Source organism: Microvirga subterranea (assembly GCF_003350535.1).
Lineage (GTDB): Bacteria > Pseudomonadota > Alphaproteobacteria > Rhizobiales > Beijerinckiaceae > Microvirga > Microvirga subterranea.
In genome coordinates this window covers 169384-191567 of sequence record NZ_QQBB01000004.1, presented here as the reverse complement: position 1 = coordinate 191567, position 22184 = coordinate 169384, and the positions used below count along the sequence as shown (strand labels likewise).

Sequence of the window (22184 nt, the reverse complement as noted above, 5' to 3'; positions counted from 1 at the left end):
TGCTTTGGAGCCCTCGATGACTATTCATCAGAAACCCGCCGATCGTCGTATCATTGATCTCAAGGACCCTTCGCTGCTTGTCAGCCAAGCCTATGTGGCCGGCGAGTGGATCGATGCTCCCGACGGCAAGACCATCCCGGTTACGGATCCCTTCGACGGCGCGGTTATCACCGAAGTGCCGAATCTCGAGCCGGAGGCCGTTCGCCGCGCCATCGACAAGGCGCATGAGGTGCAGAAGGAATGGGCTGCCCGCACCGCCAAGGAGCGGAGCCAGATTCTCAAGCGCTGGTACGACCTCATCATGGCCAATGCGGACGATCTGGCCCTCATTCTCACCACCGAGCAGGGCAAGCCCCTCGCGGAGGCAAAGGGTGAGGTGGTCTCGAACGCATCCTACATCGAGTGGTTCGCCGAGGAGGCCAAGCGCATCAACGGCGAAATCATTCCTCCGGCCAGAGGCGATCAGCGCATCGTCGTACTGAAGCAGCCGGTCGGTGTTTGCGCAGCCATCACGCCCTGGAACTTCCCTAACGGCATGATTACCCGCAAGGTCGGCCCGGCGCTGGCCGCCGGATGCACGATGGTGCTGAAGCCGGCGGCCCAGACTCCGCTTTCGGCCTTTGCGCTCGCCGTTCTAGCCGAGCGCGCAGGAGTGCCGAAGGGAGCTTTCTCGGTCGTGACAGGAGATGCCAAACCGATAGGCGAGGAATTTTGTCATAACCCGAAGGTTGCCAAGATCACCTTCACGGGTTCCACGAATGTCGGTCGCTGGCTCATGCGTGAGGCCGGCGACAGCATCAAGCGTCTCTCGCTCGAGCTTGGCGGCAATGCACCCTTCATCGTCTTCGACGACGCGGACCTCGATGCGGCCGTCGAAGGAGCAATGATCTCCAAGTTCCGCAATGCCGGCCAGACCTGCGTCTGCGCCAACCGCATTTACGTTCAGGACGGTGTGGCGGATGCCTTCGCCGAGAAGCTAGCGGCCAAGGCTAGGGAGCTGAAGCTGGGCCGCGGGACGGAGAACGGCGTCGCCATGGGGCCGCTGATCGACGATCGGGCTGTGGCCAAGATGGAGGAGCATGTGCAGGACGCTCTGTCCAAGGGCGGTAAGCTCGTGCTGGGCGGCAAGCGCTCCGACCTCGGCAGCACATTCTTCGAGCCGACCGTGATGACCGGCATCACGCAGACCATGAAGGTGGCGAAGGAGGAAACCTTTGCCCCGCTGGCGCCGATCATCCGGTTCAAGGACGAGGCCGAGGTTGTTGAAATGGCCAACGACACGGAGTTTGGTCTTGCGTCATATTTCTATGCCAAGGACATGGCGCGTGTCTGGCGCGTGGCGGAGGCGCTCGAGAGCGGCATGGTCGGCGTCAATACCGGCCTGATCGCCAACGAGATGGCGCCGTTCGGCGGCGTCAAGCAATCGGGTCTCGGCCGAGAGGGCTCCAAGTACGGGATCGAGGGCTTCCTCGAGATCAAGTACATCTGCCTGAGCGGCATTTAAGATCGGCAAAAGGCCCGGCCGAATGATCGGCCGGGCCTTTTTTCTTGCGAGTGTGCTGCGCCTCGGTTCACGCAGAAAGAGTCAGCGCGATCGGTTGGTGATCGGAGGCCGTCGTGTTCACGTCGACACGCACCTCGCTGATCCGAGGCGCGAGATTTTCCGTCACGAACACGAAGTCGCGGCAATGCGGGCCCTGAGGCCATTGCTCGGCATCGCCGACGCCGGCCGTTGGGTCGTGAGGAACGCCCGGGTGGAGCACCGTCCAGGCGTCGACGAAGGCCGGGATTCCGGACGACAGGGGCTTCTGCATCTGGGTGTAGGTCACTTCATCGGGCGTGAGGTTGAAATCGCCGCAGACGATCGCACCGATCGGCGCTTCAATGGTGCGATAGGGACCAGCTGATGTGTCCCTGAACATCAAGCGACTACGCTTCGTGCCTTCTTCATGCAGTTCGCGAAGCCGTCCAACCTGCGCCAAGCGCTGTGCCAGGGAGTGAAACTCCAAGTGACAGGTCGTGACGCGCATAGGCCCGAAGTCCGAGACGACGACGGCCTCAAGGGCTTGGCGCTGCATGCTGCGGACCTCGTCGGCCGGCCATGGCAGCATGTGGCTCGTGATCTGGAGGACCGGCAGGCGCGACAGGATCATGTTGCCGAAGACCTGAAGGTCGCCGTCTCGGTCGATCATTTCCACCGCCGGGCGGAAGATGGGGTGATAGCCAGGCAGCAGATCCGCCAGGATCGTCGGCTGATCCTCGCCGCCGTCCTGTGTCGGAAAGCCACGGGAGATCTCCTGAAAGCAGAAGACGTCGGCGTCGCATAGCGAACGCGCCGTCTCGACGATGCGCTTCAGGTCCACCTTTCCGTCGCAACCCAAGCCCCATTGGATATTCCATGTGACAAGCTTCATCGGGGTCTTCCGCTAGCGAGAGGCTGCTTGAGTCGAGGCACGGATGCTCCCGGACCTGGCCGACAAGAGGAACGATGCCAATTCGGCGAAGCCTTCTCCCGAATGCCCGTCCGTGATGTAGGCGGGCTTGTTCTTCAGCCTGTGTGCGAAGGCGTGCACGTTGGCGACACCCACGCTGAGCGGAAAGGCCGCGAACATGGGCTCGTCGTTGGGAGAGTCGCCGGCGAAGAGCACAGTCTCCGTGGCCTGCGCCCAATCGATCCCGAAAACGCTCTCCAGCAGGGTTTTCGCCATGCTGAGCTTGTCGTAGGAGCCGAACCAGCCGTTCACATGGATCGAGCTCACCTTGGCCTGCGCCCCCGCCTTCTCGAAGATGGCGACGATCCTGTCGATCTCCGACTCCGGCAGAGCGGGAACATCCTCGCAGAAGTCGATCGCAAGATCGGCGACCCGATAGGCCTGATCGCTCGCGAGGGCCGATCCCGGGACTGCAGCGAGCACTTCTCTTTCGATCGCGTCGAGGCGCACGCGGTTCTGCTTCAGCTCTTCGGGCTTGGCCCAGAAATGCTGATGCATCTTTCTCTGCTCACGATCATACTTGAAGTAGAAGGCGCCGTTCTCGCCTACCACGGCATCCACGGGCCACATCCGCGCGATGTGATCGCACCAGCCGGCCGGACGTCCGGTAACGGGAACGACGATAAACCCGGCCCGATGCAGATTCTCGAGGGCGGAATAGGCCGAGGCGGTCAGCATCCCCTCCGTGGTGATCGTATCGTCGACATCGGTCAACACCACTCGGATCGAACGGGCCTCATCGGGCGACATGGAGGACAGAGGCTTCACGGCCGCTTTTCCTTCTTCGGTGAACAGATGGAATGAGGCGAGTTCTTTGGCATAGGCGAGCATTTCCTCCGACGGCACCGGAAATCCTGCCCTCATGAGGGCAGGACATCAAAGCTGAGCGATTAAGCATAGTTGATGGCGCGTTCCAACGGTTTTGATGATGCCCGCGACAGGATTGAGCCAATCCATTGATAAATATTCGTTATTCTAATCATGTCGTGATTCGGGGATGATGTTGCCTGTTCGTCCGGGTCTGGCGACGGCGTGGTCAACGTGCTTTTATCGCCTCGAATGAAAGGGAGGAGCGGCTGGGCTCTCCTCCCATCGGTGAGACAGGGACGATGGGCATCAGGAAGTACGACTTCGGGGAACTAGAAGGGCAGGGTGTCGAGGCCTATGAGATCGAAGCTGGGTCCTTGCGTGCGCGAGTCGTCACCTACGGGGCCATCCTGAGCGAGCTTCATGTGCCTGATCGCGCGGGCAATCCGGCAGACATCGTCTTGGGTTATGACGATCTGCCGTCCTATCTTCGATACCGCGGCTCGGCTGGCGCGATCTGCGGGCGATATGCCAATAGGATCGCGAGGGCTCAGTTCTCGCTGGATGGCGAAACTCATTCCTTGTCCGTGAACGAGCCGCCCAATCACATCCATGGCGGCTTCAAGGGTTTCAACAAGCGGGTCTGGACGGCGGAGCCGGATTCAGAAGGCAATGCCGTCCGCCTGACGTTGGAACGGCCAGATGGTGACGAGGGCTATCCGGGCAGGGTGAATGCATCCGTCACGTACCGTCTCACCGACGAGCCCGCCCTCGAGATCACGATGGAGGCTGTGACGGACCGGCCGACCGTCATCAACATGGTCAATCATGGCTACTGGAATCTCGCAGGACATGGATCCGGCAGCATTCGCGATCAGCATCTTCTTATCGACGCCGACCATTATACGCCGGTGGGGCCTGGCAAGATCCCGACCGGCGAGATCGCTCCGGTGGCCGGAACTGCGTTCGACTTCAGACGCGAAAGGCCGATCGGTGCGTTCATCGATGATACGTCACAATTGCCGGAAGCCGGATACGACCACAACTTCTGCCTCAATGGACAGCGTGGCGCTCTGCGACGGGCTGCGCGCGCCGTCGATCCGAGTTCCGGGCGGGGGCTGGAGATCTGGACCGATCAGCCGGGTGTTCAGTTCTACACGGCCAATCACTTCGAGGCGCTGCCCGCGACCGGAAAGGGCGGGGCGAGATATGGCAAACACGCCGGTTTCGCGCTTGAAACCCAGGTCTACCCGAACTCGCCGAACGAACCACATTTCCCGTCGGCCGTGCTCCGGCCCGGGATGACATACCGCCATGTCATGCGGATCCCGTTCTTCAGTCTCTAATCTGCGGTCGTCAACGATAGCGTGAGGACGTCCATGCCGGAGGATGCCGAAATCCTGAAAGCCTTGTTCGAGGCCGCGTTGGGCGCAGCCTTGCCGGACGGCAAGTTCGACGCGCGCCTCCCCCCAAAGCCCAAGGGGCGCACGATTGTGGTGGGGGCGGGCAAGGCCTCTGCGCGCATGGCTGCAGCCTTCGAGTACGCATGGAGCTGTGTCGGCGGGACCTGTGAGGGTCTTGTTGTCACCCGCTATGGCCACGCGTTCCCGACCCGGTGGATCGAGATCGTGGAGGCCGCACATCCGGTTCCCGATGAAGCAGGCATGGGTGCCGCAAGGCGCATCCTCCAGCTCGCCGGCAGCGCAGGCTCGGATGATCTCGTCGTCTGTCTCATCTCAGGCGGAGCATCGGCACTTCTTTCGCTGCCGGCTGAAGGCATCACGCTGGCCGACAAGCAGGCACTGAACCGTGCGTTGCTGAAATCAGGCGCGCCGATCGGTGAGATGAACCAGGTCCGCAAGGCTCTTTCGGCCATCAAGGGCGGACGCCTCGCGGCAAGCATCGGTGATGCGCAACTCGTGACTTATCTCATTTCGGACGTGCCGGGCGATGATCCCGCCAGCATCGGATCGGGGCCGACCATTCCCGAGCGCAGCGATCCCGAGGCGGCACTCGCCATTCTCCGGAAGTACGACATCGACATTCCGGGGCACATCGCGGAGGCCATCCGGGCAAACGCCATAGAATCCGATGTGCGCGGCGGCTCCGTTCATATGCTGGCGACACCGAAGATGGCGCTGGATGCTGCCGCCGCGAAAGCCCGTGAGTTCGGTTTGAACACACTCATTCTCGGAGATGCCATCGAAGGGGAAGCACGCGAGGTAGGTCGCGTCATGGCGGGCATCGCGTCATCCGTCGTTCAGCATGACGAGCCCGTGCGTCGCCCCTGCGTCCTTCTTTCCGGGGGCGAGACGACCGTCACCGTGCGCGGCCATGGACGAGGCGGGCGGAATGCGGAATTCCTGCTCGGCTTCGCCGTCGCGCTGAAGGGTCAACCCGGGATCTCCGCGATTGCCTGCGACACCGACGGGATCGACGGCTCCGAGGACAATGCCGGCGCCTGGTATGAGCCCGCTGTCCATGACCTTGCCCGAAAAGGCGGCGTCGATCTCGAGAAGCACCTCGCCGACAATAACGCCTATGCGGCTTTCGCACAGCTTGGACGCCTCATCACGACCGGGCCGACGCTCACGAACGTAAACGACTTCCGCTGCATCCTCGTCAGGGAGTCAATGCGCTTGCAGGAGAGCGGCGGGCTTAACCACCACTCATGACTTCGCTCCGGCGCCAGGCGGGGCCTCGTCGGGCAGAATCAAGCGTAGGGTCGTCCCATGACCCTCTCGGCTCTTGATTTGGACGCTTCCGCCATGAAGCTTGAGGATATGGGACACGAGACTGAGCCCCAGGCCGGTGCCCGGAACATGCTTGACGTTTCGGGCGCGGAAGAAGGGCTGAGTCAGGTAGGGAAGATCCGTTTCCGGCACCCCAAGTCCCTGGTCCGCCACCTCAATGACGACCTGATCTTTGTGCCTGAGGTTCCTGATCGTGATAGGGGCTCCGGCCGGTGAATATTTCACCGCATTCGATAGGACGATCGCCAGAGCCTGCTCAATCAGAACCGGATCTCCTACGAAAACATCGGGGAGATCTTTAAGGTCGATAAGAAAGGAGCGGGATGGCTCCTGCCTTTGGTACTCCTGGCAGGTCTGCCGAACCAGGATATCCAGGTTGAACACGCTCAGGGACACAGCGAGGGCGCCGGCATTGATCCGTGTGTAGGAAAGGATCGTCTCGATCAATTCCTGCAGCCGCAGGCTCGCTCGCCAGATCTTTTCGGAGCGGTCTTGGACATCGTCACTCGTCATTCGACTTGCCCTGCGCTTCATGCCTTGGGCAAGGGAGGAGATTGTTGAGAGCGGTGTCATAAGCTGATGAGCCAAGAGAGCCATGCGATCCAACTGAGGGGAGGGACCCCTCATGATGTCGCGGCTGATCGGGCTTTCGCTGTTCTGGCGAGGCTTCTTGGAAGGTGGTTCAGGCACAGCAGGAACTCAAGGTAACAATACGATATATAGTTACCTATGTCAGATCTTCCCATTGTGTAGAGCCCTGAAGTTTCAGAAGGTGCGTAGGCGCACAACCAGGGGATGTTTGAAGTTCTGGGAGCCTGCATCAAAGACAGAAGAACCAGTACATTGCTTCCCTGGTGGCGTCAGACCCCGATCCGCCGGGCCATTCTCAGCGGCGGCGCCGATGCGGCGATTATTCCGAAGAACTGATCGCAACCCTTGCCCGACGCGGGCGTTCCCCATGCGTATGAACGACGATTCTCAGGAGAGTGATGATGGATAACGATCGCGTCGAAGGCAGCATGAAGAACATCAAGGGCAGCATCAAGGAAGGCGTCGGCAAGGCTGTCGGCGATTCCAAGATGCAGACCGAAGGCAAGATGGACAAGGCCGAAGGCAAGATCCAGAACACGATCGGCGGTATCAAGGATTCCTTCCGCAAGGATCGCGAATAATCAACCTATGGGGTTGATTGGGCCCGGCCATGTGCCGGGCCATTTCTTTTGGGGCTAGCCCACCTTGCGGATGAGAAAAGTCGTTTGCGCGTTGTTCTGCTGCTGATTCATCAAGATGTCTCCCGTCTCGCGGACAAGGTTCGGGACATCGATCGCAGCCAAGGGATCCGTGCAGATCACCTGGAGTTGGTCGCCCGGATTCAAGCCCCGCAAAGCCTTGCGGGTCCTAAGAACCGGCAGTGGGCATTTGAGTCCTGAGAGATCGAGTACGATCATGATGAGGTTCCTGCGTCCGGAGCGGAAGCACCGGCTTCTTAAAAGCCCGCGGAGGCGTGTTCAACCATAGCCTGTGCTGCGGCGAGGTCTGCCGACGTGTTGATGTTGAAGAATGGGTCGACGGGCCTGCTCGGCCAGGTGACATGGACGACGCCATGCGAAGCCGCCCACCCCCGAATGCTTTGCGCGCCGTTCTGCACGAGCGTTTCGCGCAGGTCTCGGCGCAGATCCGTCGGCCACAGGGCAATGGCATGGTGGATACGGTCTCCGGACGCTGCGCACACGATCGGCTTTCCCGATGTAGCCTGGGCTTCCTGGAGACGATTCACGAGATCGTGCGGCAGAAAAGGAGTGTCGCAGGGCACGCTAGCCACCCATCTGAGGGCCGGCCGGAACGTGGCCGCCCATTCCATCGCGGCCAAGATCCCTGCGAGCGGACCGGGAAACCCAGGGATTGAATCCGGAACGATGGGCAGAGACGTCCCTTCGAACCGATCCTGTGCACCATTGCCGTTGAGGATGAGCTCATCGCATTGCGGGCGGAGCCTCTCGACCACGCAACTCAGCAGAGTGCGCCCTCCCAAGGGCAGCAGGGGCTTGTCGGCGCCGCCCATTCGGCGTGCCAGCCCCCCCGCCAGCACGACGCCCAGCACGGGCTGATGAGCGTGAGCCGCGGGCACTGTGCTCACTCGATGACGATGCGTGGAGCCGCTCGTACGGCCGGGGTGCCCGACAAAGCGCTCCAGATGCGGTCGGCGATCTCCTTGTAGGTCCGCGCGTGAGGACCGTCCGGGTCGGCGACCACGACCGGGCGTCCCGCATCGGACAGTTCGCGGATCGACATGGTGAGCGGAACTTCGCCGAGGAATGGCACGCCGAGGCGCTCGGCCTCGGCCCTGGCACCGCCATGGCCGAAGATATGGGATGTCTGCCCGCAATGGGGGCAGACGAACGTCGCCATGTTCTCGACGATCCCCAGGATGGGAACTTCGACCCGCTTGAACATGGAAACGCCGCGGCGGGCGTCGATGAGGGCGAGATCCTGTGGTGTCGAGACGATGACGGCACCTGCGAGCGGCGTAGCCTGCGCGATCGTCAGTTGTGCATCTCCCGTTCCTGGCGGCATATCGACGACGAGGATGTCGAGATCGCCCCAGGCGACCTCGCGCAGCATCTGCGTGATCGCCGACATCACCATGGGGCCGCGCCAGATCATGGCGGCCTCCTCATCGACAAGGAACCCGATGGACATGAGCTTGATGCCATAAGCCTCCATCGGCTTCAGGATCCGCCCTTCCAGGAGTTCGGGCTTTCCATGGACGCCGAAGAGCTTGGGCATCGACGGGCCATAGATGTCGGCATCGAGGAGCCCAACCTTGAGGCCAAGGGATTTCAGGCCGAGCGCGAGATTGCAGGCCGTGGTCGACTTGCCGACCCCGCCCTTGCCGGATGCCACCGCGATGACGTGCTGTACGCCCGGGATACGCTGCGTCTTCTGCTGCGCTGCCGCTTGTTGAGAGCGGGGCGGAGCCGAAGGGGAGGGAGGAGCCTTCCCAGAGCCGGGCGCCCGGTCCGCCGTCAAGCTGGCGAAAACACCTTTGACTCCGGGCAGACCCTGGATGGCTGCCTCTGCAGCCTGCCGGACACGCTCCATGGCGGATGCTTCCGACGGATCGACGGCGATCGAGAACATGACCCTGGCAGCATCGTCGATCAGGATTTCGGAAAGACGTCCCGATGCGGAGAGGCTCGTTCCCTGGGGGTCAACTGGAATATTCGCGAGCGCCTGCAGCACATGTTCACGGGTAATCGCCACGGCGGGCCTCCTACGCATCGATTGCTGTTCTGGTGTCATGTAGAGGGTCAAGGCCCGCGCGTTAAGACGTGAACTGCGGGCTGTGCGCCGTATCCTGAACCAAAGCGCACCTTGTCCGTTGTTCACCGTGTCCCTTGGAGGGCCGGTGCCGGGCCGGCCGATTGCCCGCGCCGCCTGGCCACGCCAGGCGGAAACGATCCATTCGCCGCCGTCCCGAGGGTATTTGACGAGATCAAGGAGACGAATATGCACCAGCACGGCCACAACGATCCTAACGCCAAGAAGCTTTTCGAGCTCATCAAGGACGTGAAGATCGCCATGATGACGACGGTTGATACGGACGGCACGCTCCACAGCCGCCCGATGCACAGCCAGGAAGCGGATGAGCATGGGGATCTGTGGTTTTTCACTCAGATCCAGTCTCCGAAGATCACTGAAGTGTCTCGCGACAGCGAGGTCAATCTCGCCTATTCCGATCCCAGCAGCCAGACCTACGTCTCCGTGTCCGGCAAGGCTGAAATTGTTCGCGACAAGGCAATCATTCAGGAGAAGTGGTCCGAGCCGCTCCGGGCGTGGTTCCCGAAAGGCGTCGATGATCCGCAGATCGCTCTGATCCGCGTGCACCCGATGAAGGGCGAGTACTGGGACAGCCCGTCTTCGACGATGGTCCACCTGTACGGCTATGTGAAAGCCGCCGTCACGGGACAGCCGCCCCATCCGGGCGATCAGGCAAAGGTCAATCTGACCTAGGTCGATTTCGAGCATTCGCAAGAACAGGAGCCGCATTGCGGCTCCTTTTTATTTGCATTCTGTTTTTGTCTTTTCGGCGAGATCAAGCGTGAGTATAGTCATGGCGTAAAGTCGCAAATAAGCCGGAGCACATCCAGCACAAGAAAGAGTAATAATATTCGATGGGGCATTTCTAGGGAGAAACCCATGAAAGCCATATGGCTTGCCGCCGTCTCGACCGTTGCTCTTGCGTCCTATGCTTTCGCGCAACCGGCAGCCCAGCCGCCGACCAGCAATCTCGAAAAGCTCTCCTCGTTTCAGAGTACGGGAACGACCGAGCCCAAGCCCATTCCTCAGGAAGGGCGCCGTGCCGACGCCATTCGGCGCAACCTCGAAAAGATCAAGCTTCCGCAGGGATTTAAAATTGAGCTTTATGCCATCGTTCCTGACGCGCGCCATATGGCCGTCGGTCCGTCCACAGGCGTCCTCTTTGTCGGAACCCGCAAGAACAACGTCTATGTGGTGACCGATCGCGACAAGGATCGTGTGGCCGACGAGGTGAAGCAGTTTGCTCCCTCCGTCGAATTCAAGATCCCGAACGGGGTCTGCTTCTCGCGCGATGGCATGCTCTACGTGGCGGAGCAGAACCGCATCCTGCAGTTTCCGGCTGCTGAGTTCTTCTATGAGGGGCCGGACGTGGCGGCTTTCGTCGTGACGAAGCAGGGGGATCTCATTCCGCCGACCGAGGAGAGCTACAACCACACGGCCCGCGTCTGCCGGATCGGCCCTGACAACAAGCTCTATATCGCACTCGGTCAACCCTTCAATGTGCCGCCCAAGGACAAGATGGATCTTTACAAGAAGGCGGGCATCGGCGGCATCATCCGTATGGACCAGGACGGGAAGAACCGCGAGGTCTACGCCACGGGCATACGGAATTCCGTCGGCATGGACTTCAACCCGTCGGACAAGACCCTATGGTTCACCGACAACCAGGTAGACGGCATGGGGGACGACCAGCCTCCCGGCGAGCTCAACCGCGCAACCCAGATGGGCCAGAACTTCGGCTTTCCATATTATGGCGGAGGCACCGTTCGTACCGTCGAATACAAGGATGACCCGGTCCCGGCAGGCGTCGTCAATCCGCAATTGGAGATGACCCCTCACGCGGCCGACCTCGGCATGGCGTTCTATACGGGCAAGATGTTCCCGCAGACCTATCAGGGCGGGATCTTCTCGGCGCAGCACGGTTCCTGGAACCGCACCAAGCCGGTCGGCGCCAGGGTCATGTTCACGCCGCTCAAGCAGGATGGCACGTCCGCCGAACCGCAGGTCTTCGCCGAAGGCTGGCTGACCGACAATGGCGAATACCTGGGCCGACCCGTCGACGTCGCCACGCTGCCGGATGGTTCGCTGCTCGTATCGGATGATACGGCCGGCGCGGTCTATCGCATTTTCTACGAAGGCCGCTAATTTTTGCCTTATCGGGCGCGCCGCTCTGGCGCGCCTTCTCCAGCAGGAAGTGTGTCATGAAGCAAGTGTGCGCCCTGGCCGTGCTGGGGGGAATGCTCAGTGTTCTCGCCTCGCACCCGGCCCTCGCGGCCGATGCCAGGGCGGGCCGCCAGAAGGTGGTCGTCTGCCAAGCCTGCCACGGCCTTGACGGCTTGTCCAAAAACCCGGAAGCGCCCAATCTTGCGGGCCAAGTCGAGGCATACCTCGTCAAGGCCTTGCGGGACTACAAGGCCGGCGAGCGCAAGCACGAGACCATGAACATTGTAGCGAGGGATCTCGCTGACGAGGATATCGCTGATGTGGCGGCTTACTATGCCAGCATTCAGGTCGATGTCCTGCCGCCTTAAGCCTTGGCCGCAGGGCAGCCATTAGCCAGGCACTCTTTCATCCGACGGATGCCTTCGCTATTGTCGCGCCTCCCGCAGTGGTGAGGAGCATGCGATGGTGGACATCGCGACCAGGGTCTACAATCATACCTGGAAGATCGATCCGATCGTCCGATCCGTTCTGGATACGGACTTCTACAAGCTGCTGATGGCGCAGACGATCTTTCGCCGTCATCGAGACGTGCAGGTTACCTTCGGTATCCAGAACCGCACGACCCGTATCCGTCTCGCGGACATCATCGACGCGGGGGAGCTTCGGGAGCAGCTCGACCATGTGCGGTCCCTTTCGCTGACCCGGGGCGAGTCCACCTGGCTGCGAGGCAACACGTTCTACGGCAAGCGGCAGATGTTCTCGCCGGAGTTCATGGACTGGCTCGAGACCTTCCGCTTCCCGGAGTACCTGCTGGAGAAGCAGGACGGCCAGTATGTCCTGACCTTCCATGGCCCCTGGATTGAGACCACCATGTGGGAGATCCCGGCCCTCGCCATCCTCAACGAGCTGCGCTCGCGGGGCGTTCTCAAGGGCATGGGGAAATTCGAGCTCCAGGTCCTCTATGCCCGCGCCATGACGCGCGTCTGGGAAAAGATCGAGCGGCTGAAGACGCTCCCCGGCTTGTCGATCTCCGATTTCGGAACGCGCCGGCGTCACGGCTTCCTCTGGCAGGACTGGTGCGTGCAGGCGATGATCGAGGGGCTTGGGCCATCCTTCCTCGGCACCTCCAATTGTCTGATCGCCCTGAGGCGCGAGGTGGAGGCCGTCGGCACGAACGCGCATGAGCTGCCCATGGTCTACACGGCCCTGACCGATACCGAGGCCGAGATGGCGGAGGCGCCCTACCGGGTGCTCGCCGACTGGCAGGAGGATTATGAGGGCAATCTTCGGGTGATCCTGCCGGACACCTACGGCACGACGAACTTCCTCGACAATGCGCCCGACTGGGTGTCCTTCTGGACGGGCATCCGTATCGATTCCAAGGATCCCATCGAGGGAGGCGAAGAGGCGATTGCATGGTGGCGCTCGCGGGGGCAGAACCCGGCGGAGAAGCTCGCGATCTTTTCAGATGGTCTCGACGTCGACGTGATCGAGCGCATCCACGCGCATTTCCACGGCCGAATGCGGATCGGCTATGGTTGGGGCACGCTGCTGACCAATGATTTCCGCGGCCTCGCTCCCGATGGCGGGCTCGATCCCATCTCCATCGTGTGCAAGGTTCTCTCGGCGAATGGTCGTCCGACCGTGAAGCTTTCGGACAATCCCACCAAGGCGCTCGGCCCCAAGGCCGAGATCGAGAAGTACAAGCGCGTCTTCCATGTGGGAACGCAACAGGCGCAGCCGGTTCTGGTGTAGTGACATGAAGATCGATCTGAACTGCGACATGGGCGAAGGCTTCGGGCCCTGGCCGATGGGAGACGACGAGGCGATGCTCGACATCGTGTCGTCGGCCAACGTCGCCTGCGGGTTTCACGCAGGCGACCCGTCCATCATGTTCCGCACGGCTGAGATGGCGAAGCGCAAAGGTGTCGCCGTCGGAGCGCATCCGGGTTTCAACGACCTGCATGGCTTCGGGCGCCGCGTGATCCGTGGCGACAGCCCCGCCGAGATCGAGCGCATGGTCGCATACCAGATCGGCGCGATGCAGGCAGTCGCTGCGCTCGCGGGCCATAAGATGACCTATGTGAAGATCCACGGCTCCCTCAACAACATGGCCAATGAGGACGAGGATCTGGCGCTCGCAATCGCTCGCGCCGTCAAGGGCGTTGACGCTTCCCTCGTCAACGTGTGCATGCCCGGTCTTCTCATGGAGGCGGCTTCGGAGAAGATCGGCGTGAAGGTCGCGCGGGAATTCTTCGCGGACCGTACCTACGATGACAACGGAACCCTGACCAGCCGCAAGAAGCCCGGCTCTGTCCTCCACGATGCGGAACAAGCGGCCGAGCGGGTGCTGCGCACCCTGCAGGGCAGGGCGGTGGTCACCACCTCGGGCAAGCGCATTCCCATCGAGATCGATACGATCTGCGTGCACGGCGACGAGCCGAGTGCCGTCGCGATGGCGCGCACCGTGCGGACGAAGCTCGAGGCGAACGGCTTCACCATCGCGCCATTCGCAGGGGCGTGAGCGGTGTCCTTCAAGGACCATTTCTCGACACGCTCCGCCGACTACGCGACATATCGGCCGACCTATCCGCCGGCCGTCGCCGATTATCTCGCAAGCCTCTGCGCACACCCGGACGTGGCGCTCGATGTCGGCTGCGGCACCGGTCAGCTATCGGTCCTGCTGGCGGAACGCTTCGGGCGCGTCATCGCGACCGATGCAAGTGCGCAGCAGATCGAGACGGCCCAGCAGCATGCGGGTGTCGAATATCGTGTAGCGCCTGCGGAACGCAGCGGTCTTCCGGATGCTTCCGTTGATCTCGTGACGGCCGCACAAGCGGCACACTGGTTCGACCTTCCGGCCTTCTATGGGGAGGTGAAGCGGATCGGAAAGCCGGGCAGCGTCCTGGCGCTGATCACCTATGGCGTCGTGCAGGCGGATTCCGAGATCGGTCCCCTCATCCAGCATTTCTACAAGGACGTGGTCGGTTCCTATTGGCCGCCTGAGCGTAAGCATGTCGAAAGCGGATACCGCGATTTCGACTTCCCGTTCCGGGAATTCCAAGCGCCTCCTCTCGCGATCGAGGTGTCCTGGCGTGCCGCCGATCTGATCGGCTACGCGGACACGTGGTCGGCTGTGCGGGAGGCGGAGAAAGCGCTTGGACGCCAGCCGATCGAGGACTTCCGGCGAGACCTGCTGAGGGCGTGGGGCGATCCCGAGCAGCGCCGTTCGATTAGGTTCCCGCTGTCCTTTCGGATCGGTCGCGTTTAGAAATCAGTGCGTCCGTACGCTCGTGCCAAGAAAGGCTCAAGCGCAGCCAAGGTTGCCTCCGGAGCCTCCTCGGCGAGGTAATGGCCGCAATCGATGCCATGACCTTGAACGTCGTCGGCCCACTCACGCCACACGGCGCAGACGTCGTACCAGCGTTCGAGACCGTTCTTCAGGCCCCACAGGGCCAGCACGGGACAGGCGATGCGCCGACCCGACTTCTGGTCGAGTTCGTCGAGCCGAATGTCTATCGTGGCCCCGGCGCGGTAGTCCTCGCACATGGCGTGGATCGTCGCCGGGTCGGTGAAGCAGCGCCGGTACTCCGCAAGAGCCGCCTCATGGAACATGGAGCGGCCGCGTCGCAGATAGAAGGCATCCGGATCGCCGGCAATGAGGCGCTCCGGCAGATCATAGGGCTGCGCCAGAAAGAACCAGTGCCAGTAGCCCATGGCGAAGGCCATGTCGGTCCGCTGGAAATGTTCGGCCGTCGGAATGATGTCGAGAACGGACAGGGCGACAATCCGCTCCGGATAGTCAAGCGCCATCCGGTAGGCGCATCGCCCGCCGCGATCATGGCCGACGACCGCGAAACGTTCGAAGCCGAGAGCCTGCATCGCCTCGACCTGATCGCGTGCCATGGCGCGCTTGGAGTACGGTGCGTGATCGGACGTCGTCGGCGGCTTCGAGCTGTCGCCATAGCCGCGCAGATCTGCACAGACCACCGTGTAGGTGTTCGCGAGCTGCGGGGCGATCCTGTGCCACATGACGTGGGTCTGCGGATGGCCGTGCAGAAGCAGAACAGGCGGGCCGTCGCCTTTCAGGCGCAGGTTGATGACCGCTTCCGACGTGGTGATCCGACGATGAGTAAAACCTTCGAACATGTTCGTCCTTGCAGCGGAGGGGCCGGTCACGCCAGCTCCATCCTGTCCACGTCCACAAGTCCGAAATCGGTGATCTTGAGATGCGGAATGACAGGGAGCGGCAGGAATGCCACTTGGAGGAAGGGCTCGGGCAGGGTCACGCCGAGAGCCTTGGCGGCGGAGCGGAGAGGATAGAGCGCATCGCGCACCTGCTCGTAGGTCCTGTCGCTCATGAGACCCGCGATCGGCAGCGCCAGCTCGGCGCGGACCGCTCCGTCGGAAACCACCACGAACCCGCCCTGGATCTCGCGCAGCCTGTTCACGGCCGCGGCCATGTCCGCATCATCGGCGCCGACGACGCAGATGTTGTGGCTGTCATGGCCGACCGAGGATGCAATGGCGCCGTGCTTCAGGCCGAAGCCCTTCACGAAGCCGAGGCCCATATTGTGGTTAATCCCGTGCCGGGCGACGACCGCGACCTTCACCACATCCTGCGCAAGGTCGATCTGCTGCAGGCCGTCACAAGCGGGCAAAGCGAGGTTCAGGCGCTCCGTGATGATCTTTCCAGGAATCACGCCGATCACCTTCGCCTCGGCGGATGACGCCGCGATGCGGAACTGGTCGGCAGAAATGGTCTGCGTCTTCACGCTGTTCAGGCCGACAGGTACGACGGAGCCGCGCGTCTGGAAGAGCGCTTCGTCAACCAGCCGGCCGCCCGAGATCACGTCGGAGACGGTGCAGGATTCGAGATCGTCGAGCAGTACGATGTCGGCGCGCTTGCCCGGCGCGATCATGCCTCGGTCCCTCAAGCCGAAGGCCTGCGCGGCGGTAAGCGATGCTGCCCGATAGGCCGCTAACGGTTCGCAGCCGAGACCGATCAACGTGCGGATCATGAAGTCGAGATGACCCTCCTCGGCGATATCGAGCGGATTGCGGTCGTCGGTGCACAGCGCCAGGAAGGGCGAGGTCTGGATCGACAGAAGCGGCGCCAGGGCGTGGAGGTCCTTCGACACCGAACCCTCACGGATAAGCACCGTCATGCCCTTCCGGATCTTCTCCAGGGCTTCATCGGCTGTCGTCGTCTCATGGTCGGTCCGGATGCCGGCGGCCAGGTAGCCGTTGAGATCGAGCCCGCGCACCAGGGGCGCGTGTCCGTCCACATGACGCGCCGCAAAGGCCTCGATCTTCGCGAGGCATGAGGGGTCGGCGGCGAGCACTCCCGGGAAGTTCATGAATTCCGCAAGGCCGATGACCTTCGGATGATCCCGATAGGGCATGAGGTCCGCCGCCTCGATGCGGGCGCCGGACGTCTCGAGATGGGTTGCCGGCACGCAGCTTGAGAGCTGCACGCGCAGGTCCATGATCGTGTGCTCCGCACAGGCCAGGAAGTAGTCGAAGGCAGCCGTGCCGATGACGTTCGCCATCTCGTGCGGATCGCAGATCGCCGTCGTCACGCCATGTGGCAGCACGCAGCGGTCGAACTCGAGCGGCGTGACCAGGGACGATTCCACATGGAGATGCGTGTCGATGAAGCCCGGAACGGCGATACGCCCGTGGCCGTCGATGGTGCGGGCGCCTCGATAACGGCCATAGGTGCCGACGATGGTATTGCGGCTGATGGCGATGTCGGTCTGCGTCAGCGCACCCGTCACCAGGTCGAACAATCGGACGTCCGAGATGACGAGATCGGCCTGGGCGGCTCCACGGCCTTGGGCGATGCGGGTTGCAAGCGTCTGGGCGTCAGGCTGTCTCGTCATGCGGCTCCGGGATCCCTACCAGCTCCGGCGCTCTCCATCATCGATATGGATGATGCCGTTTCGGTAGACCTTAAGGCCGCCGACCTCGGGACGCGAGCGCAAATAAGCCATTACGCCGCGGGCTCTGGCCTGAACTCTGAAATCGATTGCCCGGCAGGAGAGGTGAAGGGAGTGGCGGGCGCCGCCGGCACGCCAGTTGCGGCTGCGGTTTCGGTGAGTCGATTCCACGCTGATGGCTCCGAACCGGGCCGCGACGTCGGCAACCACGTCGCGCAGGTCACCCGGAAGGCATTTCGTCGGTGCGCTGTCCCGAAGCAGGATGATGCCCTGCTCGACATGAGCGTAGAATCCGGACGGTCCGCGCGATACCGGCTTGGCGGCCTCCGGAAGGCTTCCGGTCGCGGCAGGATCGGAGATCTGTTCCTGCAAGGGCAGGTTCACGTATTGGGCCGGAGGAACCCAGCTGCTCTCGGCTGTCGCTCTCGCAGTGGGTAGGCCGATCGTCAGGGTGCTGGTCGCGAGCATGAACGACATGGCTCGCTGGAATCGTGAATTGGTGCTCATCGGGTCCTCCCCGTCATGAGCCCCCATAATCGAACGCCGCTGGTGCGGTCGCTCGACACGGCATTCGCCTGTTCTTGGCCGGTCGATGGCAGTTTCCCTCTCAAGCTAGACCGGAGAACTAAAGCTCAGTTTGCTCTTCGGCAACTGGGATGTTGGAGTATTTCGCTTGAGGCGACCCGAAATGACCCATTTGTTCTGCATCGTAACAGGCGCGAAATGAACGATCTCAAGAAAATAACCCATGTTACGTTATGTAATTTCTAATACTCTTGCGCTTGGGATCGCCCATGCACACATCTTCTCCGTTGGGCCGCGCCTGCGGCCGGGAGGAGAACGATGAACGCTGCTTACGGTGCTGCTTTCGATGCCATCAAGGCTGCCGGTCCCCGCCGGGAGGACGCGATCGCCCGCGTCACCATGCTCGCAAAGCTCCTGGACAGCGCGTTTCTGATTCCGGGGCTGAACAGGCGCGTCGGACTCGACGCCGTTCTCGGCCTCGTCCCGGGCGTCGGCGATGCCGTCTCGGCGGCTTTGGCGAGCTACATCATCTGGGAGGCGCGCCAGCTCGGGCTGCCGCGCTGGAAGATCGCCCGGATGGTCGGCAACGTGGCGGTGGACACCGCCATCGGCGCGATCCCGTTCGCCGGCGACGTGTTCGACGTGTTCTTCAAGGCGAACCAGCGCAACCTGCGCATCATTCACGAGCATCTCGGCATGCCGAAGCACGGGCCCCGGGAAATCGACGGCACGGCCGTGCGGGTGGAGAAGCGCGGCCGATGAGGCGGCTCCTCTGGATCCTGGCGTGGGTTGCCGTCGCCGTCTGGTCGCTCTTCGCCTGGGGCGCCTATGGTCTCTTCGACCTGTTCGGCGACGTCGCCGTCCGTCATGCGGATGCCGTGACAAATCACCCGGAAACGGTCGAATGGCTGTCGTGGGCCCTCTCGGTTCTGCGAAGCCTGGGCCTCGCCGCCATCATCGTCGTCTGGGCCGCCATCTCCCTCTTGATCCTGGCGGTACCGACGATCATCGGCTTTTTCCTTGGCCGGTCGCGGCCCGAAATCCGCCCGATCGATTGGGAGGCCCACCGCCGCAATGGCGGGCAGGGCGGCTTCCCGCCCCGTCCCGGAGAACCGATGCGACGGCTCGAGAGGCGCTGAGCGCCTTATCGATGGCTTGAGATGAACTGCTTGAAGCGCTCCGATTTCGGGGCGCCGAACACCTCGTTGGGGCGGCCTTCCTCTTCCACCACGCCCTTGTGAAGGAAAACCACGCGGTTCGACACGTCGCGGGCGAAGCCCATCTCGTGGGTCACCACCAGCATGGTGCGGCCTTCCTCGGCGAGCGAGCGCATGACGCGCAGCACCTCGCCGACCAGTTCCGGATCGAGCGCGGAGGTCGGCTCGTCGAACAGCATCACCTTGGGGTGCATGGCGAGCGCCCGCGCGATCGCCGCGCGCTGCTGCTGACCGCCCGAGAGATGGGACGGATACTGGTTGCGCTTGTCGACGATGCCGACCTTCGCCAGCAGCTCCTCGGCCTCCGCGATGCATTCGGCTTTGGGTCGCTTCTGCACGTGGACGGGCGCCTCGATCACGTTTTCCAGGACCGTCATGTGGGACCAGAGGTTGAAGCTCTGGAACACCATGGCGACGCGCGAGCGGATGCGGTCGACCTGCCCCTGGTCGACGGGTTCCATGCCGCGCCGCCCCTTCTTCAGCTTGATGGTCTCTCCGCCGATCTGGACGTCGCCGGAATCCGGCACCTCCAGCATGTTGATGCAGCGGAGCATCGTCGACTTGCCTGATCCGGACGCGCCGAGGATCGAGATCACGTCGCCTTCCTTCGCGCTCAGCGACACGCCCTTGAGAACCTCCAGCGACCCGAAGCTCTTGCGAAGATTGTGGATCGAGACGGCGGCGTTTTCGGTCGGCAAGGGTGTGACTCCGTTAGACATGGGCGGCCTCCAGGCGCGGCTCGACGGCCGGGGGGCGGCGCAGATGGGGCGACAGCCACCATTCGATCGCCATGATGATGCGGGTGATGATGAAGTTGATGATCAGGTAGATCAGGCCGGCCACGATGAAGACCTCGACGGCCCGGAAGGTCTGGGAGATCAGCTTCGCGGCGATGCCGGTGACCTCCATCATGGTGATGATGGAGGCGAGCGACGTCGCCTTCACCATCAGGATGATCTCGCTGCCGTAGGCCGGCAGGGCCTGGCGCACGGCGATCGGGAAGATGATGCGCCTAAAGAGCAGGAAGCCGGACATGCCGCAGGCCCGCGCGGCCTCGACCTGCTGGTGAGGCACCGACTGCAGGCCGCCGCGGATGATTTCGCTGGCATAGGCCGCAGTGTTCAGCGTGAGGGCGAGGACGGCGCACCAGTAGGGTTCACGGAAGAAGCTCCAGAGCCCCAGTTCCTGAAGGGTCGGGCGGAACTGCCCGAGACCGTAGTAGATCAGGAAGATCTGCACGAGCAGCGGCGTGCCGCGGAACACGAAGACATAGGCCTGCGCGATCGCGTCGAGGACGCGCACGCCCGACATGCGCATGAGCGCGAGGATCATCGCGAACACGGCGCCGAAGGCGACGGACGTGAACGCCAGGTTCAGCGTGAGCGGCACGCCGCTCATGAGGCTGAAGAAGGTGTCCTTCATGAAGGTGAAGTCCATCAGGACGCCCTCCGGATGCCGCGCATGGAATGCGTTTCGGCACGCTGGAACAGGTAGGTCGAAACCCAGGTGATCAGGAGATAGAGAACCGCCGCCGTGAGATAGAAGTCGAACGGGCGGCGGGTGGACCCTGCCGCAATGTGCGATTGGCGCAGCAGCTCGACGAGGCCGGTGACGGAGATGAGCGCCGATTCCTTCAGGACCAGCTGCCAGGTGTTGCCTAAGCCCGGAATGGCGTAGCGCAGAACCTGCGGGGCGATGATGCGGCGGAACATGAGCCAGCGGTGCATGCCGACCGACCGGGCCGCTTCGATCTCTCCGCGGTTGACGACCTGATACGCGCCGCGGAAAACCTCAGCCTGGTAGGCGCCCGAGATGATGCCGATCGCAAGGGCGCCCGTCACGAAAGCTGGCACGCCGATGAAGCCTTCCGCCCCGAACAGGCTACCGATCGCGCCGAGGGCCGCGCTGCCGCCGAAATAGAAGAGGTAGATGACGAGGAGGTCCGGAATGCCGCGAAGGACGGTGGTGTAGCCGTCGGCGATGCTGCGGACGATCATGTTGCCGCCGACCTTTGCCCAGGCCACGAAGGTTCCGACGACGGAGCCGACGAGGAAGCCGCAGGTGGCGACCGCGATGGTCATCCCGGCGGCGGTCAGGAGCGCCCAACCCCATCCGTTGGGTCCGAAGCCGACGAGCTCGAAATAGCTCAGCTGCTGCACGCTGTCACTTTCCTGAAAATGTCTCCCTCCAGCGGCAGGCCGGGGCGAGATCGCACCTTACATTCGGGCTGTCGCGTATCGGATCGCAGTCCCAGGCCCGCTCGAACGGGCCCGGGATGAGGACCGACATGCGCTTTCGTCAGGCCTGCGGCGTGACGTCGATCTTGAACCACTTCTCGGACAGCTTCTTGATCGTGCCGTCCTTCGTCGCCGCCTGGATGGCCTCGTCGAAGGCCTTCTTCAGCTCGGCGTCGTCCTTGCGCATGCCCACCGCGACGCCGCGTCCCAGCACGTCGCCGCGCATGCCGGTGCCGGCGATGACCATGTCCTTGAACTCGGGCTTCTCCTGCGTCGCCTTCAGGGCTCCGTAGCCGGCGAAGATCGCGTCGACGCGGCCTGCGGTCAGGTCGAGGTCATGCTGCTCGGTGGTCTTGTACTCGCGGATCTCGACCACGTCCTTGAGGTACTTTTCCACGAACTGCGAATTCACGGTGGAGGTCTGCACACCCACGGTCTTGCCCTTGAGCAGCGGCTTCCAGGCCTCGATCGCCTTCTTGGCGCCCTCGGGGTCCTTCTCGAAGCTCACCACCGTGCCGGCGCCCGGCAGCTTGGCGAGGGGGGAGTCCTTCATGACGCCCCAGCCGTGCGGGGTGGCAGCGTAAGGCAGCGAGAAGTTAATCACCTCCAGGCGCTTGTCCGTGATGTTCATGCCGGCCATGATGGCGTCGTACTTCTTGGCGTTCAGGGCCGGAATGATGCCGTCCCAGTCCTGGGCCACGATCTCGCACTTCACCTTCATGCGCGC

The 22184-nt window shown here is 62.7% G+C and carries 25 protein-coding genes; 12 read left to right on the top strand and 13 right to left on the bottom strand.

What is annotated here, in order from left to right:
• Positions 1-16 precede the first annotated feature (16 nt).
• Complete coding sequence (locus DES45_RS11665) at positions 17-1504, top strand: NAD-dependent succinate-semialdehyde dehydrogenase (protein WP_114770184.1); 1488 nt, start codon at positions 17-19, stop codon at positions 1502-1504.
• Positions 1505-1571: 67 nt separating this feature from the next.
• Here DES45_RS11665 and DES45_RS11660 read toward each other — a convergent pair whose 3' ends face one another.
• Together DES45_RS11660 and DES45_RS11655 are read right to left on the bottom strand one after the other, a co-directional pair.
• Positions 1572-2414, bottom strand: a complete 843-nt coding sequence (locus DES45_RS11660; protein ID WP_114770183.1) for an endonuclease/exonuclease/phosphatase family protein — start codon at positions 2412-2414, stop codon at positions 1572-1574.
• 12 nt (positions 2415-2426) lie between these two features.
• A complete protein-coding gene (locus DES45_RS11655) occupies positions 2427-3260 on the bottom strand; it encodes an HAD family hydrolase (RefSeq protein WP_114770479.1) in 834 nt (277 codons plus the stop codon).
• 341 nt (positions 3261-3601) lie between these two features.
• Here DES45_RS11655 and DES45_RS11650 point away from each other — a divergent pair, with 341 nt between their 5' ends.
• Together DES45_RS11650 and DES45_RS11645 are read left to right on the top strand one after the other, a co-directional pair.
• Complete coding sequence (locus DES45_RS11650) at positions 3602-4645, top strand: aldose epimerase family protein (RefSeq protein ID WP_114770182.1); 1044 nt, start codon at positions 3602-3604, stop codon at positions 4643-4645.
• Between the two features lie 33 nt (positions 4646-4678).
• Positions 4679-5974 (top strand): glycerate kinase type-2 family protein, encoded by a 1296-nt coding sequence (locus DES45_RS11645; RefSeq protein WP_114770181.1) that lies wholly within the window; start codon positions 4679-4681, stop codon positions 5972-5974.
• On the opposite strand, the gene DES45_RS11640 is transcribed toward DES45_RS11645, so the two are convergent.
• A complete protein-coding gene (locus tag DES45_RS11640) occupies positions 5969-6649 on the bottom strand; it encodes a sensor histidine kinase (RefSeq protein ID WP_170151467.1) in 681 nt (226 codons plus the stop codon). The two genes, DES45_RS11645 and DES45_RS11640, sit on opposite strands and share 6 nt — an antisense overlap.
• Positions 6650-7044: 395 nt before the next feature.
• Between DES45_RS11640 and DES45_RS11635 the strand changes: the two genes are divergently transcribed.
• Positions 7045-7224: a CsbD family protein gene (locus DES45_RS11635; RefSeq protein WP_114770478.1), complete on the top strand. Its 180-nt coding sequence runs from the start codon at positions 7045-7047 to the stop codon at positions 7222-7224.
• Between the two features lie 54 nt (positions 7225-7278).
• Here the strand turns inward: DES45_RS11635 and DES45_RS11630 are convergent, their stop codons facing one another.
• Genes DES45_RS11630 through DES45_RS11620 form a run of 3 tightly spaced genes read right to left on the bottom strand, consistent with a single transcriptional unit; the run spans position 7279 to position 9316 of the window.
• Complete coding sequence (locus DES45_RS11630; protein WP_114770179.1) at positions 7279-7500, bottom strand: sulfurtransferase TusA family protein; 222 nt, start codon at positions 7498-7500, stop codon at positions 7279-7281.
• Positions 7501-7538: 38 nt separating this feature from the next.
• Complete coding sequence (gene mobA / locus DES45_RS11625; protein ID WP_342633526.1) at positions 7539-8141, bottom strand: molybdenum cofactor guanylyltransferase MobA; 603 nt, start codon at positions 8139-8141, stop codon at positions 7539-7541.
• A 44-nt stretch (positions 8142-8185) separates the two neighbouring features.
• Complete coding sequence (locus tag DES45_RS11620) at positions 8186-9316, bottom strand: Mrp/NBP35 family ATP-binding protein (RefSeq protein ID WP_114770177.1); 1131 nt, start codon at positions 9314-9316, stop codon at positions 8186-8188.
• 246 nt (positions 9317-9562) lie between these two features.
• Here DES45_RS11620 and DES45_RS11615 point away from each other — a divergent pair, with 246 nt between their 5' ends.
• From DES45_RS11615 to DES45_RS11590, 6 genes are all read left to right on the top strand, one after another.
• Positions 9563-10066, top strand: coding sequence for a pyridoxamine 5'-phosphate oxidase family protein (locus DES45_RS11615; RefSeq protein ID WP_114770176.1), 504 nt, complete (start codon positions 9563-9565; stop codon positions 10064-10066).
• A 186-nt stretch (positions 10067-10252) separates the two neighbouring features.
• Positions 10253-11518 carry a PQQ-dependent sugar dehydrogenase gene (locus DES45_RS11610; protein ID WP_114770175.1) on the top strand — a complete coding sequence of 422 codons (1266 nt, stop codon included), beginning with the start codon at positions 10253-10255 and terminating at the stop codon, positions 11516-11518.
• A 56-nt stretch (positions 11519-11574) separates the two neighbouring features.
• Complete coding sequence (locus DES45_RS11605; RefSeq protein WP_114770174.1) at positions 11575-11904, top strand: c-type cytochrome; 330 nt, start codon at positions 11575-11577, stop codon at positions 11902-11904.
• Between the two features lie 94 nt (positions 11905-11998).
• Positions 11999-13291: a nicotinate phosphoribosyltransferase gene (gene pncB, locus DES45_RS11600; RefSeq protein ID WP_114770173.1), complete on the top strand. Its 1293-nt coding sequence runs from the start codon at positions 11999-12001 to the stop codon at positions 13289-13291.
• A 4-nt stretch (positions 13292-13295) separates the two neighbouring features.
• Complete coding sequence (locus tag DES45_RS11595) at positions 13296-14060, top strand: LamB/YcsF family protein (RefSeq protein WP_114770172.1); 765 nt, start codon at positions 13296-13298, stop codon at positions 14058-14060.
• A gap of 3 nt (positions 14061-14063) precedes the next feature.
• Positions 14064-14807 carry a class I SAM-dependent methyltransferase gene (locus DES45_RS11590; RefSeq protein ID WP_114770171.1) on the top strand — a complete coding sequence of 248 codons (744 nt, stop codon included), beginning with the start codon at positions 14064-14066 and terminating at the stop codon, positions 14805-14807.
• Here the strand turns inward: DES45_RS11590 and DES45_RS11585 are convergent.
• The 3 genes from DES45_RS11585 to DES45_RS11575 are packed head-to-tail and all read right to left on the bottom strand — an operon-like array spanning position 14804 to position 17985.
• Positions 14804-15685, bottom strand: a complete 882-nt coding sequence (locus DES45_RS11585; protein ID WP_114770170.1) for an alpha/beta fold hydrolase — start codon at positions 15683-15685, stop codon at positions 14804-14806. The genes DES45_RS11590 and DES45_RS11585 overlap by 4 nt on opposite strands.
• A gap of 26 nt (positions 15686-15711) precedes the next feature.
• The gene (ade, locus tag DES45_RS11580; RefSeq protein WP_114770169.1) at positions 15712-17421 is read right to left on the bottom strand and encodes an adenine deaminase; all 1710 of its coding nucleotides are present in this window, start codon (positions 17419-17421) and stop codon (positions 15712-15714) included.
• Between the two features lie 15 nt (positions 17422-17436).
• Complete coding sequence (locus tag DES45_RS11575; protein WP_170151466.1) at positions 17437-17985, bottom strand: YcbK family protein; 549 nt, start codon at positions 17983-17985, stop codon at positions 17437-17439.
• Between the two features lie 336 nt (positions 17986-18321).
• On the opposite strand from DES45_RS11575, the gene DES45_RS11570 reads away from it, so the two are divergent.
• On the top strand, positions 18322-18765 hold the full coding sequence (locus DES45_RS11570) for a DUF4112 domain-containing protein (RefSeq protein WP_114770167.1): 444 nt from the start codon (positions 18322-18324) through the stop codon (positions 18763-18765).
• On the top strand, positions 18762-19142 hold the full coding sequence (locus tag DES45_RS11565) for a hypothetical protein (RefSeq protein ID WP_114770166.1): 381 nt from the start codon (positions 18762-18764) through the stop codon (positions 19140-19142). The genes DES45_RS11570 and DES45_RS11565 overlap by 4 nt, the downstream gene beginning before the upstream one ends.
• Before the next feature lie 5 nt (positions 19143-19147).
• On the opposite strand, the gene DES45_RS11560 is transcribed toward DES45_RS11565, so the two are convergent.
• From DES45_RS11560 to DES45_RS11545, 4 genes are all read right to left on the bottom strand, one after another.
• The gene (locus tag DES45_RS11560; protein WP_114770165.1) at positions 19148-19939 is read right to left on the bottom strand and encodes an ABC transporter ATP-binding protein; all 792 of its coding nucleotides are present in this window, start codon (positions 19937-19939) and stop codon (positions 19148-19150) included.
• The gene (locus tag DES45_RS11555; RefSeq protein WP_114770164.1) at positions 19932-20657 is read right to left on the bottom strand and encodes an ABC transporter permease; all 726 of its coding nucleotides are present in this window, start codon (positions 20655-20657) and stop codon (positions 19932-19934) included. Before DES45_RS11555 ends, DES45_RS11560 begins: the two co-directional genes overlap by 8 nt.
• Positions 20657-21379, bottom strand: a complete 723-nt coding sequence (locus DES45_RS11550) for an ABC transporter permease (protein WP_114770163.1) — start codon at positions 21377-21379, stop codon at positions 20657-20659. Before DES45_RS11550 ends, DES45_RS11555 begins: the two co-directional genes overlap by 1 nt.
• A 139-nt stretch (positions 21380-21518) precedes the next feature.
• Positions 21519-22184 (bottom strand): transporter substrate-binding domain-containing protein (locus tag DES45_RS11545; RefSeq protein WP_114770162.1); only part of this gene is annotated, 666 nt, incomplete at its 5' end.

Excerpts from the sequence above, each read along its gene's own strand:
- DES45_RS11665 (WP_114770184.1), top strand. The coding sequence starts at position 17 with ATGACTATTCATCAGAAACCCGCCGATCGTCGTATCATTGATCTCAAG.
- DES45_RS11660 (WP_114770183.1), bottom strand. The coding sequence starts at position 2,414 with ATGAAGCTTGTCACATGGAATATCCAATGGGGCTTGGGTTGCGACGGA.
- DES45_RS11650 (WP_114770182.1), top strand. The coding sequence starts at position 3,602 with ATGGGCATCAGGAAGTACGACTTCGGGGAACTAGAAGGGCAGGGTGTC.
- DES45_RS11645 (WP_114770181.1), top strand. The coding sequence starts at position 4,679 with ATGCCGGAGGATGCCGAAATCCTGAAAGCCTTGTTCGAGGCCGCGTTG.
- DES45_RS11640 (WP_170151467.1), bottom strand. The coding sequence starts at position 6,649 with ATGGCTCTCTTGGCTCATCAGCTTATGACACCGCTCTCAACAATCTCC.
- DES45_RS11635 (WP_114770478.1), top strand. The coding sequence starts at position 7,045 with ATGGATAACGATCGCGTCGAAGGCAGCATGAAGAACATCAAGGGCAGC.
- DES45_RS11630 (WP_114770179.1), bottom strand. The coding sequence starts at position 7,500 with ATGATCGTACTCGATCTCTCAGGACTCAAATGCCCACTGCCGGTTCTT.
- DES45_RS11615 (WP_114770176.1), top strand. The coding sequence starts at position 9,563 with ATGCACCAGCACGGCCACAACGATCCTAACGCCAAGAAGCTTTTCGAG.
- DES45_RS11610 (WP_114770175.1), top strand. The coding sequence starts at position 10,253 with ATGAAAGCCATATGGCTTGCCGCCGTCTCGACCGTTGCTCTTGCGTCC.
- DES45_RS11605 (WP_114770174.1), top strand. The coding sequence starts at position 11,575 with ATGAAGCAAGTGTGCGCCCTGGCCGTGCTGGGGGGAATGCTCAGTGTT.
- pncB (WP_114770173.1), top strand. The coding sequence starts at position 11,999 with ATGGTGGACATCGCGACCAGGGTCTACAATCATACCTGGAAGATCGAT.
- DES45_RS11595 (WP_114770172.1), top strand. The coding sequence starts at position 13,296 with ATGAAGATCGATCTGAACTGCGACATGGGCGAAGGCTTCGGGCCCTGG.
- DES45_RS11585 (WP_114770170.1), bottom strand. The coding sequence starts at position 15,685 with ATGTTCGAAGGTTTTACTCATCGTCGGATCACCACGTCGGAAGCGGTC.
- ade (WP_114770169.1), bottom strand. The coding sequence starts at position 17,421 with ATGACGAGACAGCCTGACGCCCAGACGCTTGCAACCCGCATCGCCCAA.
- DES45_RS11575 (WP_170151466.1), bottom strand. The coding sequence starts at position 17,985 with ATGAGCACCAATTCACGATTCCAGCGAGCCATGTCGTTCATGCTCGCG.
- DES45_RS11570 (WP_114770167.1), top strand. The coding sequence starts at position 18,322 with ATGAACGCTGCTTACGGTGCTGCTTTCGATGCCATCAAGGCTGCCGGT.
- DES45_RS11565 (WP_114770166.1), top strand. The coding sequence starts at position 18,762 with ATGAGGCGGCTCCTCTGGATCCTGGCGTGGGTTGCCGTCGCCGTCTGG.
- DES45_RS11560 (WP_114770165.1), bottom strand. The coding sequence starts at position 19,939 with ATGTCTAACGGAGTCACACCCTTGCCGACCGAAAACGCCGCCGTCTCG.
- DES45_RS11555 (WP_114770164.1), bottom strand. The coding sequence starts at position 20,657 with ATGGACTTCACCTTCATGAAGGACACCTTCTTCAGCCTCATGAGCGGC.